The sequence below is a fragment of the Staphylococcus sp. HMSC62B09 genome, from assembly GCF_001839115.1.
GTDB lineage: Bacteria > Bacillota > Bacilli > Staphylococcales > Staphylococcaceae > Staphylococcus > Staphylococcus haemolyticus.
Map to the genome: position 1 here is coordinate 118,156 of NZ_KV840149.1, position 18,578 is coordinate 136,733.

The 18,578-nt window shown below is 33.8% G+C and carries 14 protein-coding genes; 3 read left to right on the top strand and 11 right to left on the bottom strand.

Annotation, left to right across the window (positions count from 1 at the left end):
• Window positions 1–80: 80 nt before the first annotated feature.
• From HMPREF3265_RS07210 to HMPREF3265_RS07235, 6 genes are all read right to left on the bottom strand, one after another.
• Entirely contained in the window at window positions 81–842 is a 762-nt protein-coding gene (locus tag HMPREF3265_RS07210; RefSeq protein WP_037552600.1) for an alpha/beta hydrolase, read from the bottom strand.
• A 194-nt stretch (window positions 843–1,036) separates the two neighbouring features.
• Window positions 1,037–1,720 (bottom strand): Crp/Fnr family transcriptional regulator, encoded by a 684-nt coding sequence (locus HMPREF3265_RS07215; protein ID WP_037552602.1) that lies wholly within the window; start codon window positions 1,718–1,720, stop codon window positions 1,037–1,039.
• A 34-nt stretch (window positions 1,721–1,754) separates the two neighbouring features.
• A complete protein-coding gene (gene arcD, locus HMPREF3265_RS07220) occupies window positions 1,755–3,185 on the bottom strand; it encodes an arginine-ornithine antiporter (RefSeq protein WP_011274694.1) in 1,431 nt (476 codons plus the stop codon).
• A gap of 168 nt (window positions 3,186–3,353) precedes the next feature.
• Window positions 3,354–4,589, bottom strand: a complete 1,236-nt coding sequence (gene arcA, locus HMPREF3265_RS07225) for an arginine deiminase (RefSeq protein ID WP_011274693.1) — start codon at window positions 4,587–4,589, stop codon at window positions 3,354–3,356.
• 356 nt (window positions 4,590–4,945) lie between these two features.
• Window positions 4,946–5,410: an arginine repressor gene (locus HMPREF3265_RS07230; RefSeq protein WP_011274692.1), complete on the bottom strand. Its 465-nt coding sequence runs from the start codon at window positions 5,408–5,410 to the stop codon at window positions 4,946–4,948.
• Between the two features lie 186 nt (window positions 5,411–5,596).
• Window positions 5,597–6,172 carry an immunodominant staphylococcal antigen IsaB family protein gene (locus HMPREF3265_RS07235; RefSeq protein WP_070440563.1) on the bottom strand — a complete coding sequence of 192 codons (576 nt, stop codon included), beginning with the start codon at window positions 6,170–6,172 and terminating at the stop codon, window positions 5,597–5,599.
• 385 nt (window positions 6,173–6,557) lie between these two features.
• Between HMPREF3265_RS07235 and HMPREF3265_RS07240 the strand changes: the two genes are divergently transcribed.
• Entirely contained in the window at window positions 6,558–6,971 is a 414-nt protein-coding gene (locus HMPREF3265_RS07240; protein WP_070581021.1) for a YolD-like family protein, read from the top strand.
• A 110-nt stretch (window positions 6,972–7,081) separates the two neighbouring features.
• Here HMPREF3265_RS07240 and HMPREF3265_RS07245 read toward each other — a convergent pair whose 3' ends face one another.
• A complete protein-coding gene (locus tag HMPREF3265_RS07245) occupies window positions 7,082–7,612 on the bottom strand; it encodes an immunodominant staphylococcal antigen IsaB family protein (protein WP_011274688.1) in 531 nt (176 codons plus the stop codon).
• 201 nt (window positions 7,613–7,813) lie between these two features.
• Here HMPREF3265_RS07245 and HMPREF3265_RS07250 point away from each other — a divergent pair, with 201 nt between their 5' ends.
• Entirely contained in the window at window positions 7,814–8,338 is a 525-nt protein-coding gene (locus tag HMPREF3265_RS07250; RefSeq protein WP_070678306.1) for a hypothetical protein, read from the top strand.
• A gap of 93 nt (window positions 8,339–8,431) precedes the next feature.
• Here the strand turns inward: HMPREF3265_RS07250 and HMPREF3265_RS07255 are convergent, their stop codons facing one another.
• Entirely contained in the window at window positions 8,432–11,248 is a 2,817-nt protein-coding gene (locus tag HMPREF3265_RS07255) for a YhgE/Pip domain-containing protein (RefSeq protein ID WP_070861210.1), read from the bottom strand.
• A 209-nt stretch (window positions 11,249–11,457) separates the two neighbouring features.
• Between HMPREF3265_RS07255 and HMPREF3265_RS07260 the strand changes: the two genes are divergently transcribed.
• The gene (locus tag HMPREF3265_RS07260; RefSeq protein ID WP_070581027.1) at window positions 11,458–13,620 is read left to right on the top strand and encodes an amidase domain-containing protein; all 2,163 of its coding nucleotides are present in this window, start codon (window positions 11,458–11,460) and stop codon (window positions 13,618–13,620) included.
• Between the two features lie 80 nt (window positions 13,621–13,700).
• Here HMPREF3265_RS07260 and HMPREF3265_RS07265 read toward each other — a convergent pair whose 3' ends face one another.
• The 3 genes from HMPREF3265_RS07265 to HMPREF3265_RS07275 all read right to left on the bottom strand — a co-directional run bounded on the left by HMPREF3265_RS07265 (window position 13,701) and on the right by HMPREF3265_RS07275 (window position 18,460).
• Window positions 13,701–15,275: a YfcC family protein gene (locus HMPREF3265_RS07265; protein ID WP_016930623.1), complete on the bottom strand. Its 1,575-nt coding sequence runs from the start codon at window positions 15,273–15,275 to the stop codon at window positions 13,701–13,703.
• 363 nt (window positions 15,276–15,638) lie between these two features.
• Window positions 15,639–17,732, bottom strand: a complete 2,094-nt coding sequence (locus tag HMPREF3265_RS07270; RefSeq protein ID WP_080497793.1) for a hypothetical protein — start codon at window positions 17,730–17,732, stop codon at window positions 15,639–15,641.
• A 116-nt stretch (window positions 17,733–17,848) separates the two neighbouring features.
• Complete coding sequence (locus HMPREF3265_RS07275) at window positions 17,849–18,460, bottom strand: metallophosphoesterase (protein ID WP_016930621.1); 612 nt, start codon at window positions 18,458–18,460, stop codon at window positions 17,849–17,851.
• Window positions 18,461–18,578: the final 118 nt, after the last annotated feature.

Here is an 18,578-nt window from a genome sequence, read left to right on the forward strand (position 1 = left end):
ATAAAGTAGGCTGAGACATTTTATTTTGTCCCAGACTCCTGCTATTATTCATCATTTGGATTCCAAATTCTTTTTCATTCCTATTCTTCTACTAACCATTCAATTGTGCGTTTGATGGCTTTATCCCAGAACGCATAATCATGTTCACCTGGACCTTCTTCATATTGATAGTCAATTCCTTTATCATCCAAATATGTCATAAATTGTTGATTATCTTCATATAAGAAATCTTCTGTACCACATTGAATCAACAACTTAGGTATGGTCAATCCTTTTTCGATTGCTTCATCAACTAAATGATATGTATCGAGTTCAGTACCCTTGATAGTTGTATCTTCCCCAGTAATTGCTTTTGGTGCGAAATCAGGATAATCAAGTTCCATTAACCCTTGCGCTTGAAAGACAGAAGACAATGGCGATGCTTTAGAGAAGAGTCTTCCTTGTGTTAATGCAAATTTCATCGTGCCGTAACCACCCATCGAATGACCTGCAATAAAATTATCTTCACGTTTTGGTGATAATGGAAGTAGCTTATGTGCGTAGTGATACACTTCCAATATATGGTCATAATAACTATGACCGTACGTCATATTTGCATAGCCACTATGATCTGCATTCGGCATAATAATGGCTAATTGATGTTCATTTGCATATCGCTCAACACTGGTAAAGCGTGTATACGACGTTGCATCACTTGATAATCCATGCAATAGCATAAGTGATTTATAAGATTTAGGTGATTGTGTTTCGTCGAAGAAACTGGCGTCTTCTGGAATAATTGCTACAAATGATTGTTGCATACCTAAAGATGGTGATAAGTAATTGATTGTCATGAGTGCCATGTTGATTGTCGCCCCTTCTAATAATAAATGATTATATCTATTTTACACTTTTTCTGAAAAAGGTGTTACCCAAACATACAAAAAGACGTTAGTAATGTCACCAACGTCTTAAGTAGCAATTATTGTGTTTATATCGGTTTGGTAGTTTAATATAAACGCTTTTTGTATATAAAGGGGGCTTTGTGTCTTATTTATTACTTTATAACCATCCAGTTTTTGCCATTTTTTATTAATTTTTTCTCTTCTTTTAATTCATGTACAATATGGCCAGTTGTTTCACGTGAAATACCTGCTAAATCACTCAGTAATTGAATGGTCATGATATGTTTAATTTCGTAGAATTCATCATGATCGTATCCTATTGCATGACATAAATAATATAGTACTTTCTCAATACGTTCTCTCGCCAACTTTGTGGTTAATGCCATATTGTATTCCCTTAGCAGTTCAAGTTCGTTATTTAACTTTTCGAACAGTGTAACAAATATGTCGTCATGATTTTTACAAAGATATTCCAACATATCTTTAGGTATTCCTATTACATTACATGGTGTTATAGCTGTGCACATCTCGTTTAATTCAATTTTACGAAAGAGATGATTTAACGGAAATAATAGTTGCTCTTTATTAAGCTTACGATAAGCGTCCCCATCTTCATTAATTGTTTCACGCAAAACAATACCGTCTAGTAATAAATACACATAGGTGGGCTGATCAGATGAATAATATATGATTTGTCCTTTATTGTAACGTCGCACGAAACATTCACTCTTGAATGCTTGAATGACACCCGTTGGAATATTTAAGTAAGACGCTAATTGTTTGAGCCCTTCACTTAAATCATTGTCTCTGTTGTTGATATATGTCTTTCCGGCCATTGAGATACACTCCTAAATCTTTTAAAACTTTTTATTAGAATACTGAAACGCTTCCCATCGCTAAGCGAATGATACCTATTATTGCAAGTATGATAATGACTGCAAACAAGATATAGTCACCTTTCGTTAATGGTTTATGGTTATTACGTTGTACGAAACGATAAACAAATAGACCAGGGATGTAGAGCAACATGGTTAATAACAAGTAATCAATACCTGCAGCGTACACAAGCCATATCGCATAGATTGATGCAATAATACCGATTGCCCATTGTTTCACTGTAGCGTGTCCTTTATGCTCAATTGTGTATTTCAATTGATAAAAGGCACTAAACATATACGGAATTAAAATCGCGCTTGATGCAAGTGAAAACGCAAATTGATATGCACTGTCTGTAAATAACATGCTAATTAAGAATATTTGTACTAGAATGTTTGTAATTAATAATGCATTGATTGGTGCTTTATTTTTATTTTCTTTAGCAAACCATTTCGGGAACAAGCCATCTTTAGCCACTATAAATGGTAGCTCACCAGCTAGTAATGTCCAACCAAGCCATGCACCTAAAACAGAAATAATTAATCCAATGTTAACGAGTACTGAACCCCAATGACCAACGATATGTTCTAACACTTGTGCCATTGATGGGCTTGCAAGATCAGCAATTTGATTTTGTTGAATGACGCCTTGTGCCAATACAGTCATTAAGAAGTAAATAACAAGTACTGAAACAAGTCCAATTACTGTAGCAGTGCCTACGTCTTTTTTCGATTTAGCACGACCTGAGAATACCACTGCACCTTCAATACCAGTGAATACCCATACGGTTACAAGCATTGTACTCTTAACTTGAGACATTGTATCGCCCCAACTAAATATACCTGTACCACCGCTTGTCATTCCGTAGAACCCTGCTTTAAATGTATCGAAATTAAATACTACAATCATACAAATGATGACTAAGAATATAGGAATTAACTTTGCAACAGTTACAATACTATTGATAAAAGCTGCGGTTTCAACACCTCTAAGTATTAAGAAGTGCACACCCCATAATAAGAAAGAAGCGACGATAATACTTGGTAGCGTATTACCACCTTTGAAGATTGGGAAGAAGTTACCTACTGCTGACATCAATAATGTTGCATAGGCTACGTTACCTAGAAACGCAGCAAACCAGTAGCCCCAAGCACTTGAGAAACCAATAAAGTCGCCAAATCCAGCCTGTGCATAACTGTAAATTCCACCTTCTAAGTCCGGTCTTACATTAGTGAGATTTTGGAAGACAAATGCGAGTGAAATCATTCCGATTGCGGTGATAATCCATCCAATCATAATTGCTAAACCACCGGCTTGACCACCCATATCAGAAATGATATTAAATGCACCGCCACCAATCATAGAACCAATGACTAAGCCAATAAGTGACGTTTTACCAAGTTTGTTTGTGTCTGATTCATTCATAATTCATTTCCCCTTCTAAGGAGGATTACTTTTAAATTAAGGGCTTGAAGCATCATTATTCAATTGTCTGGTAACCCTGCTTCAAACCCTTCTCCTTGTGTTATATTTCTACATCACTTTCCCTGCGATGTATTTTTCAAAAAAGTCCTTACGTTTGCTCGAAATACTTTAAATATCTTCTCTAAATAATGGTTGGCTCATACATCTTGGGCCCCCACGTCCACGAACAAGTTCACTACCAGTAATTTCAAGCACTTTAATGCCTTTATCACGAAGTAATTGGTTTGATACGTAGTTTCGGTCATAAGTAACGACCACACCTGGGCGTATACATAGCGTGTTTGAACCGTCATTCCATTGTTCACGTGCGCCGTCTATCACGTCACCATTACCAGTTGGGATAAACTCGATTTTTTCAACGCCAAGTACGTCTGCTAGCGTTTCACGTAGTTTATTAGAATGTGTAATTTTGATATCATCTTTTGCTTCATCGTATTCAATCGTAAATAAATTCATGTTATTTTCTTCTTTGAAAATAGCTGAATGCACTGTGAATTTATCGTAGTCAATCATTGTGAATACTGTATCTAAATGCATGAACGTACGACTATTTGGAATTTCAATCGCAATTACTTTCTTGAATGTCGTAGATTCATCTTTAAATATATTACGTGCTAAGCGTTCAATTGCTTGTGCTGATGTACGTTCAGATATACCAATGGCTAAAGCTTCTTTAGATAGAATTAATTCATCTCCACCTTCGATATTAAATGGTGAGTTTCGGTCTAACCATACTGGTACATCTGCATCTTTAAATCTTGGATGATATTTTAAAATGTATGTCATAAATAGTGATTCTCTGCGACGTGCTCTCCAATACATTCTGTTAATTGTCATACCTCTACCTACTGATGCTTGAGGATCACGTGTAAAGTAAAGGTTAGGCATTGGGTCTAAATAGAATGGATATCTATCATCCATGTATTCAACGAGATGTGTTGTTTTTAGTTCAATTTCTTCTTTTCTCACACCAGCCATAATTTTATCGATTAATTCTTGATCTGATAACTTCGCAAAAAACGTTTTAATTTCAGCTTCATGTCCTAATACTGTTTTTTGAGATTCTGCAAGAATATCGTCAATGAACTGTTCTCGCACATCTTTATCTGCAATTGCTTCAGCTGCTAGTTTTTCTAAATAAACAACTTCCACACCTTCATCACGAAGTGTTTGTGCAAATTTGTCGTGCTCTTCTTGCGCCACTTTTAAATAAGGAATATCATCGAATAGCAAGCCACTTAAGTGATCTGGTACTAAATTTTCTAATTCTTTACCAGGTCGTTTGAGTAATACTGTTTTTAATCTACCGATTTCACTGTTTACTTGAATAGGTCCTTGTGTCATATTCATTTCCTCCTTTATTTATCTACAATTAGAGTATAAAGCGCTTTCAAAAAAGTTTATGTGATTGTTTTCACAATATGAACGTGTGCTAGTTCATGCTTTCTGGTTATTCAATGCATATTTGTGATTGAATATACAAAATCATTGGGCATTTGGTGCTTTTTATGTATATTCCATTTATTTTCGTATGATAATATTTTTAAGAAAAGTTTTTTATGCATTATTCTGTATTTATAAACACCCGTGATTTGTATCTACAATTATATAACCACTTAGGTTATGAACATTATAAATTAGGTGTGTTACACTCTATTATAGATAATATAAAAAAGTAAATCCACATTATATTTTATACATTAATTTGAATATTTATGATTAAATAATTTATAATGCACATATTTAGCCATTTCTTCAGAATTAGTTAGTACCATCAATGTGTCATTGCCACCTACTGTCCCTAATATTTCATTAATATTCATTCGATCAATGAAATAATTAATGCATTGCGCAAATCCTGGAGATGTTTTGATAAGTATGTAGCTATCTTTTATTATGATACTTTTAATTTCACTGTCATAATAATGTAGCAGTTTCGTTTTAGCATCCATTTGTTGCGTATTATCTAACTTCTTATAATAGGATTGATTACTTACAGCTGGAACTTTAAAAATCTTTAATTCTTTCAAATCTCTTGAAATCGTAGTTACGCTATAGCGCACCCCGAAATGCGTATCAATGTAATCTGCAATCTCTTCCTTTTTGTTAAATCGGTTATTCTTAACTACCGTTGCGATGAGATCTAGACGTTTATTCTTTTTCATATTATAAACTCCCTCTATCCCTATACAGCCTACTGCTATATTTATGTTTTACTTTTAACGTATCATTTTTTTGTCTTTCTTTGTGTGGGGTATTTCATAAAATCTGTTATAAATTTAATTATTTACATAAAAACGCCCCAAAAGTAAGATTTATCATCCAACTATTGAGGTGTCTTTCAAGTTATGCTATTTTGATTCTTTCATAGCTTGTTTTACAGTGCTATAGCCCATTACCACGCGATCAACTTTACCGTTATCTACATCAAACCATACCGTCATTCCTTTTGAATTTGGTTGGTAGAAATAGATACCTGTTGTATTATGCTTTTGGTTATTTACCTTTTGTAAATCTTTACCGTAAGTTTTATTTAATTGATCCAATGTCATTTTACCCGTTACGTTTAAATCAAGTAATGATGCTGTTTTACCATCTTTCGAAACGTTTCTAAAATATTGATCATATTTTTTCACATTTTTAGATGATGTTGTTGCTTTCAATTTAATACCGTTGAATGTGACATTTTCAGCTTTTACCGCATTTTTAAAATGTTTATCTAATACAAAAGATACGTCTTGACCTGCATATCCTTTATAATTGTAATATGCAGATGTCGCATTCGCTTTAGAATGAGTAGTGTTTGTTGTAGCTTTAGATTCAGCATGTGCAATAGATGTTTCCGTCAATGCACTCGTAACACCTACACCAAATAATGTGCTTAGTGCTAATGTCGTTGCGACTAATGTTTTTGTAGTTTTTCTCAAATTAGAAGCCTTCTTTCTTTATAACTAAACATATCATACGCCATTCTTGATTGTTATACAATTTTGGTTAACTAATTAGAAGTGTTTAATATTTGATGTAATGTTGTTTATAATTACACAAAATTAAATTTCACAAATAGTTAAATAATTTTTTATATAAATTATGTTATACTAAATATAGGAGTAACATCCCCATTAACTCCTTCACAAAAAGTTATATTATGTAATAACTATAGCCATAAGTTTACTTCCCCTTTGTTAAACTTATGGCTCTTTTATATAGTCTTTTTCACTTTTCCAAAATAAATATAAAATTACTTTATATTGTAGAAAACCACTTCCAAAATGCGAACATATGTTCTATAATGAATTTGAGGTGGTTAACATGATTCCAAATCCTAATGCGCCAGATGAGTATAAATATGAAACAGATTATCGTAAAATACCAAGACAATATCTAGACGCTAACATTCCTCAAGGACGTGGCATGGTGAAGTGGGCTCCCTTTGCGACAATGCCAGAACAATATCAACGATTGAATGATTTTATTGAGGAACAGAATAAAATTGCCATGCCTTCATTGTCAGATGATCAATTCGAAGATATCAATCGACAGCTCACTTGTAAATTCACACAGCACCAACTGGCAATGATTAGTTATTGGAGAAATGGCTATATCCAATCAATTGCAGCGTATATACGTCGTATCGACTCGCTAAATCGCTGTATCACAATTAGTAACGAGAACGGTTCACAAACGATGAAACTCGATTTTGAGGTTATTTGTAATGTAGAGTAAGTGTGCTGCGTAATTAGTGACTCATATCATTGAAACATGAGTTTTATTTTAACTAGAGATAAATTAAAGCGCATAGATGAGGAAGTCCCATTTATGCGCTCTTCTAAATATTATTTACTTGTTGTAAAGCCTACGTAACTAATATCTACTTCTACAACTTTATTGTTATTAAGAACAAATGATGTTGCTAAACCATCTTTATTTGGTTTATAAACGTAAATACCGCTACCTTTAACATTATTGTTGCCTTTTACTTTTTTCAAATCTTTACCATAAGCTTTTTTAAGTTGACTGTACGTTAAATCGCCTTTAACTATAAATTGTAATTTATTCGCTTTTTTGCCATTGCTTGTTACGCCAGTAAATTTCTGATTATACTTTTCTTTTACAGTTGTGCTATTTGTTTTAGCAAGTTTGATACCATTAAATTTAATGTTGTCGTGTTTGATTGCGTTAATAAAGTTCTTGTCTGTTAAGAATTTAGCGTCTTTATCAACGTAACCATTATAAGAGTAGTAATACCCTTTAGTTTGCGTTGCTGCATGGGCAGTATCTTGTACTGGTAATACAGCGCTACTCACTCCTAAAAGTGTTCCAAATGCTAATGTTGTTGAGGCAATAGTTTTAACTACTTTATTCATGTTAGTCCTTCTTTCTATATTAGAATTACACTTCATTTATATTATCGCACAATACATACAAACATTCACTGTACTTAAGACCTATTTATCAAAAATTTTAGTAAACAAAATTTAATATTATAAAATTGTGTAAATACTATCTATTTTATGAAGTTTTATTATAATAAGATAAAGAAATGAATTAAGGACGGAGGATACACCTTGAAAAAAGTATTGGCAGGTAGCGTCATTTTATTACTTGTTGTTGCTTTAGGTTTTTCAATATTCTTTGCAGCAACTGGTACTAAACAATCAAATTCAAGTGATGATCATAAAACTGAGAAGCATGATAAAAAAGAGAAGAAAGATAAAACGAAAGAAGAACAAACTGATGAGCAATCTACTACATCTGATAATGGAGAAAATGCACAATCAGACCCAACGTCAAACAACACTGTAAACACGCAACAAAGTTATTCTACACAACAAAATAACTCGACGACAACTCGAACACAAGAATCTAAAACAAAAGAAAGCAGTTCAAGACAAAAGAGTTCAGAAAGTGCTACTTCAGAAAAAAATACTAAAGAAACTCAAACAACACAACAACCAAGTACACAACAACCTTCTACGCAACAGCCATCAACATCACAACCTAGCACACAGAATAAAACGACAACTAATAATAGTTCAACACAAAGTTCAAGTAGTTCTGGTAGTTCAAGTGATTCTAAAGATAAAAATTAAACATAGTAACAATAAATATATAGCACATAAAAAGCATTCTAGCCCATTTATAAGGTTAGAATGCTTTTTATAGTACAAATATCGTTTCCGTAACTACTCAGTTACTTTACTTTCAGCCACGCGCTTAGAAATTTTACGCATAATTGGATCTAAGACTGGTTTGACTAAGATACCTAAAATAAAGAATCCTAGTCCAAATAGTATTAAGATAATCATTTTCGTAATTAAAGTTTCTGGTACAATGCCACCTACCGTTTCACGTAAAGAATCTATCACATACGTGAATGGTAAATATGGTGAAATCGTTTGGAAGAACTTAGGTGCAGTTACAACTGGGAATGTTCCTCCACCACCAGCAATTTGTAATACTAGTAAAATGATTGCAATAGCTTTACCTGGGTTTCCAAGTAATGACACGCATGTATACACAATCGTATTAAAGACAATAGCACCACACAGTGCGACTAAGATAAACAATGTCGGCGATTCAACCTGCGCTTTCAAAATAACCAAGTCACCAATCGTTACAATCAATGCTTGAATGATACCCATCATTATAAAGAAAGCACCTTTACCTAAATAAATTTGACGTTTCGTTAACTCATCTTCCAAGGCTTCATGTTTATTATCTACAGACAATAAACTTACTAGTAATAATGCCCCTACCCATATAGATAATGACGTATAGAATGGTGTCATACCTGAACCATAATCTTTAACTGGGAAGACATCTACTTGTTTCTTATGAATAGGATTCGCAACCACATCGGCTTGTTTCTTCAAGTCATTCTTCAACGCATCAATCACTTTATCTACCGCATCATCTTCATCTAATTTTTTAAATATTTTATTCGCTTTGTTTAAATCTTTTTCAATATCTGGCAAACGGTTTTCAGAGAAATTAGCTAAGTTTGCTAACGCTTCTTTCGCACGTGGTTGATTTTGATTTAATAAATCAACGGCATTGTCATACTTATTGAACAATGTCGGTAAGTTCGTATTTACTGTTGCTGTAGCATTCGCAAGTTGTTGCTCTAAATCTGGCAAATCATTACGAACAAAGTCAGCTGCATTCGCTACGTCTTTTTTCACTGTAGGGAAATATTTCTGAGCAGTTTGCATAGCATTAATATAGGTTTGTTCTAAAGCAGGTAATTCGCTTTGAATGTTAGCTATACGATTCTGTCCATCTGTAACTATATCCTGACCAGCAATGATAACACGATTAATCGTATTTAATTTAGATTGAACGTCTGATAACGTATTCTGACCTCTGCTTAATTCTTGTGTAATTTGATTAGATACAACTAACAAACGATTGTTTAAGTCGTTTTTAATGAAATCACGATAGTTACCTAACGCTTTATTTAAATCTGGTAACGAACGCAATACGTTAACTGCTTCTGCTTTACCTGAACTACCATTTTTTAGTGCATCAATGAGTTGATTCGTTGAACGTAATGAATCGCTGATACGATTATTGGCACTCTCAACTTGTTTAATTTGAGACGATAAATCGACATGTTCTCTTTTTTCTAATTCTTTTAACACGTCTATCAATTGTTGATTACTTTTCGAGCTATTTTCAAGACGTGTTTTTAAGTTACGTAACATATCATTAAATTCAGTCGGTCGATTAGAACCAATAACACCATAAGATATATCTTTCAAGGCTTTAATGTCTGACTGTGTTGCTTTCGCTTGATTATCAGAATTACTTGAAAGTGTTAATAATGCTTCTGCAAGCGCACTATTCATAGACTTCACGTCATTGTTTGAGACAATTTGATTATCATTCACAGTGTCCTGGCTACTATCTGTGCTCAACTTCTGAATTTGATATTGAGGAAGTCCCGACGTACTTTGTTGACGCAATGCACTATTGGCTTGGTTATTTACTTCTTGAGCACGCCCTGCCGCTTCTTGATAATCACCTACACGTTGCTGAGCAGATGTAAGATAACCTTGTGCATCATTTAAACGCGTATTCGCTAAATCAAGCCCCTCACTAGCAATATCCACGCCTCTATTAATCTTAGGAAATTGTGACGGTATATCATTAGAAGCTACATCTAATAGTTTCTCAATGTTCGGCATATATTCATTAAGTGCTAAGATGAGTTTTGCCTTTTCGTTAAGTGACGGAATGGCTGCATTCACATCATTAAGCTTTTGTTGGGCGTCTAAAATATCGCCTTTGTAATTACCTAATTCACGGAATTGATTTGCATATTTATCAAGATCATCCTGATGATCATTCAAATATTCAATACGATCCGCAATTTTATTGATTTGTGGTAATGAGTCATGTGCCGCATAAACTGCATTTTTTATTTTATTAATTGTAGGTACTTCATCTTCAAGTTGAATACCCACTTTATTCGCTTCTTGTAGTAACGCTTTCGTGACGGTTTCATTGAACTGTTTATTTGCTTCGTCAACGATGACCGTTGAACCTGTATCGGTCATTTTCGGTGCGACGGCATTGATTTTTTGATTAACTTTATATTCGATATCGGCTTTTTGTGGTTTATTTCTTAATGTGCCAGTAATTTGATGCGAGAATTCTTTAGGTATGTATATGCCAGCATAATATTTACCCATTTTAATTTCATGGTCTGCCTTTTCCCGGCTAACGAATTGCCAATCAAATTTATCGTTTTTCTTAAGATTGTCTTCTAATGTATTACCAACATTAATTTTCTTGCCACGAACTTTGTCACCCTTGTCCTCGTTCACAACGGCAACCTTGATATGACCTGTATGACTATAAGGATCCCACATAGCCCATAAGTTGAACCAAGCATAGAAAGACGGTAATATCGCAAGTCCTGCTAGTATAACCCAAACTGCTGGCGTCTTAGCAATTCGCTTCAAGTCCGTTATAAATAATTTTAGTGCGTTTTTCATTTTCACACTCCTAAAAATGAAATATTAAGATTTTATCTCAAAATGATGTTAAGTATTGTTTTTTTCTTTATAGAGTTAGTATAATACTTTTATTAAGCAAAGTAATAATTAGTTGATACTTATCAACTAAAAATCATAATAAATATTATATCAAATTCTGATATATTCGCATACCACCATAATTAATTTGATAGGAGGAAAAGAGCGTAATGTCGAAGCATAAATTCATGATTTACTTTTTAACAACAACGCTAGTATTACCAACATTTACGACTAGCATTGCACATGCTGAAGACACAAACGAAGATGCTAAGATGAAATCATCTAGCACACAAGAGGAACAGACTGATCATAATGAAGATGTAAATGACAATAATATTAATGAAGCATCTCAACCAGACGATACTCAGTCCGATAACACATCTTCTGAAGCACCTACTAAAGAAGATTCGAAGAACAAGATAAAACGAGAAAAGTCTAAGTCATCAAATACGTCATCAGAGGAGAAAGATGATGACAACACAAGCGTATCTCGCAGTCATCAAAAGCGTGATAAAAATACAAATAACACTTACCGTACACCCCTTTCTCCAATCTTTGACGCAACTCATTCTAGTGGTTTACCTGCTTCTAACTTTTTAAATCCTGATTTATATCAAAATGGATTTAGCCTAACTCATTTAATTGCATCATTATTTAATTTCGATAGTGATATTTCAGATTATGAGCAACCCGCAAGCACTAATGAAGCAGATGATGACACGCATTCTACAAATGAGCAAGATACTGATTCACAAGACCAAGATCAAACAGAACATAGCGCTTCATCTTCTGACACAACGGATCGCGAACATGATGACATACAGCAAAGTAGTGAGCAAGCTAACCAATCAGATAAGACTTCACGACAAGATGATATAGATACAAATCAACAATCAACTGCCAATCAAGATAAGGACGATGCAAGTGTTAGTAAAGCGTTAGATGCCATTGATGATTTCGTCTCAGATGAAACAGATGATGATAAAGATAATCAAGGAAGTAATAATACAGATACCACTAATCATCAATCAGATAATGACGATACAAGCACTGACTCAAAAAATGATTCTAGTAAAACATCATCTTCTGATAGTAATAGTCTATCTGAATCTGCCTTAGACACTGTGCTCGATAAGTATAGTGAAGATGCTAAAAAGACGCATCAAGATTTCGAATCATCTAAAAAGGATAACGAAACAAACACATCTAAGGGTGAAAAAACAAAAAACAACACGACTAAAGCAAGTAACCCTCAGTTGCCAACTAAGAAGGAGCTTGAACATAAAACTACACCTTCACAGTCATTTGAAGATGACTTTAAGCAAAGTAATACGCGTTCAACTAGTCTGTTCCAAACATTACCTCAACTTAATGGTAGTGATATAACGGATGGCGATATAACAGTTGTTGAAAATAAAGGTACGCGTGACTTTATTAAGTCTATCGCTAAAGATGCACATAAGATTGGTCAAGATAAAGATCTTTATGCCTCAGTTATGATTGCTCAAGCTATTCTTGAATCTAGTTCAGGAAACAGTACCTTAGCACAAGCACCTAATTATAATTTATTTGGTATTAAAGGTAGTTATAAAGGACAATCTGTAAACTTTAATACGCTAGAAGCTGGTAATGACAACAGTATGTTTAGTATTAATGCTGGGTTCCGTAAATATCCAAGTACTAAAGCATCATTGGAAGATTATGCTGATTTAATTAAAAATGGTATCGACGGTAATCCAACAATTTATAAACCTACTTGGAAGCATGAAGCTATAGATTATCGTGATGCGACACGACATTTAAGCCGTACGTATGCTACAGACCCTAACTATGCTACTAAATTAAATAGCTTAATCAAACACTATCACTTAACTGATTTTGATAAGAAAAAAATGCCAGATTTAGATCAATATACTAAACAAACATCTAGTGGAGAAGATACTTCAGGTAGTGAGTTTAAATCATTTGAAATCACAGATTCGTCATCACCTTATCCTCAAGGTCAATGTACATGGTATGTATACGAACGTGTTCAACAATTTGGTAAGAAAGTAGGTAGCGACTGGGGAGATGCCCATAACTGGGATAATCGTGCAGAACGTGACAACTATGATGTCAGTCAAACACCTTCTACACATAGCGCAGTCGTCTTTGAAGCAGGACAAGCTGGTGCGCATGATGTATATGGTCATGTTGCCTTTGTTGAAAAGGTAAATAAAGATGGCTCTATCGTCATCTCAGAATCTAATGTCAAAGGTTTAGGCATCGTGTCATATCGCACAATTGATGCTAGCACAGCTGAAGCCTTACACTATATTCAGCCTAAATAATGCTGATGTGAGTTAAATAAGATAACATATAAAAAAGGTGGTGCACCCGATTTGGGTGAACCACCTTTTTAATTCATCTATTATGAATAAATTAATACTTGAGTGATAAGCATGCCACCACCGAAGATGAATACGAAGGCAACGACTGGCCATACGAATTTCAACCAGTGAGAGTACTTCATGTCTAACATTTGTAATGTTGCCATTATCAATCCTGTTGGTGCTAAGAATAACATTGCATATTGACCAAATTGATATGCTGTTACGATAACAAATCTAGGAATACCTACTGTATCAGCAAGTGGTGCAAAGATTGGCATTGCAAGCACTGCTAAACCAGAAGATGATGGAATAATGAAACCTAGGAAGAAGAAGATAATCAACAATATTACAATGAAGATTGGTCCACTTACACCTTGTACAAGTGATGAACTGAAGTTCAAGATTGTATCTGAGATTAATCCATCATTCATAATCATATTGATACCACGTGCCAAACCAATGATTAGTGATACCCCTACCAAACTTGATGCACCTTCTACAAATGCATCGACGACCACTTTCTCGCCAAGTCCATCTTTACCTAATGCTACCATTAACATGATTACAATTGTAAATGCTAAGAACATTGAGGCCATGATTGGGAACCACCAACCTTGTGTCATAACGCCCCATACCATGATTGGGAATGGTAAGATGAATAAAATTAAAATGATTTTTTTGCGTAGTGTAAATGGTTTTTCTCCGCCATCATCGTTAATAACTGACCATTGATTTTCAAATTTAGTTTTATCTTCATATGTGTAAGATGCTTTAGGATCTTTTTTAATTTTTTTAGCGTACCAGTATAAATAACCTACTGTAAATATTGTTGCCACAATTAAGCCAACAATTCTCCAATATAAACCATCTACGAATGTTGTACCTGCTGCATTTGATGCGATAACAACTGAGAATGGGTTAACTGTTGAGAATGTACTACCTACAGAACTTGCTAGGAAGATTGCCCCAACACAGATAATTGAGTCATATCCCATGGCAATAAAGATGGGTACGAGTATTGGATAAAATGCTACCGCTTCTTCTTCAATACCACAAAGCGTACCACCTAGTACCATTAATACTGACACCATGAATACAAGTAAAAATTCATGACCTTTAGTTTTTTTAGTAAGTGCTAAAAGTCCTGATTCAAATGAACCACTCTTTTGTACAACACCAATGAGTCCACCTAATACTAAAATAAATACCATTACATCGACTGCTTCAATTGTACCGTTAACCATGCTTGATGTAATTTGATCTGGTCCAGCAGGTTTTTGTTCTAATCGTTCGTATGTTCCAGGAATTGAGATAGGTTTATTGATGGCACCTGATTTAAATTGGTCTACATCAATTTTTACACCTAATTTATCTAATTGTTCTTGTGTTCCAGGGACTGTTTTTGATTTATTATGAGCATCGACAATTTTAAATTCATGAGCACCGCCATCATAGGATAACTTAGAGTATGCACCAGCTGGTATCATCCACGTTGCCATAACAGCGATTACAGTTAAAATAAATAAAATTGTAAATGCGCCAGGCATCTTAAGCGAGAATCGTTTTTTCCGTCCTTTGCTAGTACTATTAGTAACTTCGTTAGTGTGTGTCATGCTTTTCAACCCCTTTAAGTATTTTTTATCTATGAAAATGCTATACACATTTAAAACGTATACTTTGTGAAAATTTGTTAATTAAGCAACTTTGTGAAAAATTTCTCAATTTCTTTTTCCACTATTAGTGTATGTCTAATGCACTTTACAATCAATATGAATATTAAATAAAATGTAAATATTTTAGATTATTCCATAATTATTTCACATAACTTTACCAATAATTTCTCAAAATTCACTTGCTATTTTCTAGGAATTGTGCAAGCGCTTTCCTAACCGATGTTGAGCCTCTTTTTCAAAAAATAGGCGTAGATAACATAAGTAAGTAATGATTACTCAGTTATCCACGCTTTAAGTTTGTATTTAATGTTTAGTGTTTTGTTGTTTACGACGACCTAACCCTATTAAAGTACCCCCAGCAATCACTAATAACACTGTTACTGGTAGCCAAGACTTTTTAACTACTTCTCCAGTATTTGGTAAAGATAGATTCCCTTCATCATCAAATAAGCCACTTAAAAATCCATCATCATCGCCTAATTGTCCCAATGATAATCCTTGTACAGGATTAGGAATATCTTCAATATTGTCTAACAGACTTCCTCCTGAATTAAGACCATCTAATAGACCACCACCAGTTAGTCCATCTAGTAAATGAGACCCTTGATTAAGAAGATTAGAACTTGATGTACTACCATTAATGCGATCAAATAGTGAAGGTCTATTGGTAATAGGATCTAAGATATAATTCAAATTATTTTTTGCAGTGTCGAGTTTATTTTGCAACTGTAATAAATCTCCACCTGTACCGTTTAATGCATTTTTCACTAAATCTAACGCATCAGCTTTATCCGTTTGAACTCTAGCGATAAGATCTGCCAACGCCTTCGCTTGTGTTTGATTTAACTTTGTAGCTAATAACGTTTCAATGGTTTGTTTAGGGGCTGACGATTTATCTAGTACGTCTTTAAGAATATCATCAGCTGTTACTGACTGATTTGCATTAATTTTTTGCTTCACTTGATTTACTAATTCTGAACTAGATAAATTCTCTTTAGCAAGCTGTTTAGCTATTTGTGATGCTTCATTATTTCCTAAACGTGTTGAAAGCAATGTTTTGATTAAAGCCTCTTTATCAGGTGTTTGATCAAACATGGATGCCAAAATATCATCACTTGTTGTCGTTTTGAGGTTGTCGATATGTTTCATCATTTGATCTGCTATTTGCTTATCTGACTGACCGTTAGTTTTAATCTGCTTGGCTATCTTTTGAGCTTCGTTTTTACTAAAGACACTTCTTAAGATTTGTTCGACTGTTGCTTGCTTATTTGAAGATTGTTCTAAGCGGCCACTTATTTGATCTCGGTTCGCTTTAACATTTTGTCGAACATTTCTAATATCTTTTTCAACATTTTGCTTTTGCTCATTAGTCAAATTGTTGTTTTGCTTTACTTGTTGTTCTAACTGTCTCAATTGCTCAAGTTTATGGTCACTGTAACGTTTCGATGTGTTATTTTGTTTATTTTCAACTTTTGTAATGGCTTGATCAATTTTTTGATTAGCAGATAATTCGTCAGTTAATGCATCAATATGACCCTCTTTTGAATCAATCTTGTTTGACTTATGGCTGATATCATCTTTATCTATCTGTTTGATACCACTTAGAATACTTTTATCTGATGCAGTATTAGTATTATCTTTTGAATGCGATTCTGTTGAATTGTCATCTTGAATGGATGAGTCAGTTTGATCTCGAATATCTTCTACAGATGAATGTGCACTTTCTTTAGTTGATTCTATGTCATTTTTAACATTATCCATTTCATCCAATATTGAGGTATCATCATTTTCTTCATTCATGTGATTCGTAATGTCTTGAGAAGATGCTGATTGTCCACTACTTATTTGGCTATTTTCACTATTATTTGTGGAACCTTGTTCCGACTTCATATCTTCACTTTGTTGATGGGTATCAACCTTTTCAGATAGAGAATCTAAATCGGCTATTATTTTATCTAATTCATCTAGCTTATCTCCTTCATTCGTTGATGATTGCTCAGCAGTTGAGAGTGAAGATTCATTAGAAGTGCTTGCTTTTTCACCAGTTTCTCTAGTACTTTCCTCATTTGATATACGGTCTTCTTCCTGTGCATCCCTTAAAATTTGATCAATTTCAGACTGATTACGTGCATCTTCAATATCTTCTTTATAACTTTTAATATCAGTGGCTTGTAGGTACTTCAAACGGTCAATTTTTGTTTTCGCTTTATCTATCGCTTTATCAAGTTTATTTTGAACAGATGTCATTTCACTTGAAACGTTGTCGATGCGGTCATTTGATTGTGCAACTCCATCTTTGGTAAATCCATAACCCACTAATGTTCCACTCATTAACAACACTGAACATGACACTTTTAAATACGAATTAAATTTAGAATGTTGTCTAAGCTTCTTCACGCATATCACCCTTTTTATTAATATTCCACTTCATTATATAACATTTAATTTAAAACTTATACTTCTGTTTTTTGAAAATTAATTAAAGGTTCCAAACATTGACCAGTCATAGATTTTTATAGTTTTATACGTTTAGTGTTGATTTTTTTAGTATCTGTAACCTTAACAGAGTATTGGTACGCATTAGTTAAATCAATAAGAGATAAGAATTTATTATGACCAGCACCTGTATCAATATCTAGTATATTTTTCTTTTTATATAATTCATCGTTTTTTAACCCATAGCGATAATTAGGAATATGTCCATGTATCAAATATTTATTTTTAGGGATGTTTCTATTTAAATTATGGTTATAATGACCAGTAGTATATTCCTTAATCTGTTTATTTAAAGGTTTAGACGTATCTATACCAGCATGCGCAAATATGTAATTATCTATGACCTCGATTGTCGACAATTCTCTTAAAAATTTGTGCCAGCGTTTGATTTTTTTATCTTTACTTTCTAACCAACGCATCTCATGATTGCCAGCCAAGGCAAGTGCACCTCGACGTTTTAAGCGTTTCACTAACTTCAAAGTCCCAAATGAATCGGGTCCATTATTAACATAATCTCCCATTAAAACGAGTTGATCTTTTCTCACATTAAAATTAACTGCCTTTAAAAGAGTGACGAGTGCCTTCCGATGACCGTGTATATCAGAAACCACAAGTATCCTTTCTTTCATACTTCCTTCTCTCCTAACCTACGACTTATTGCATATTAATATAAAATCACTGTTTAACTAACTTTAAACAAATTATTAACGTGTCCTCAAAATTCTTTATTTATTATAGAAAATAGTA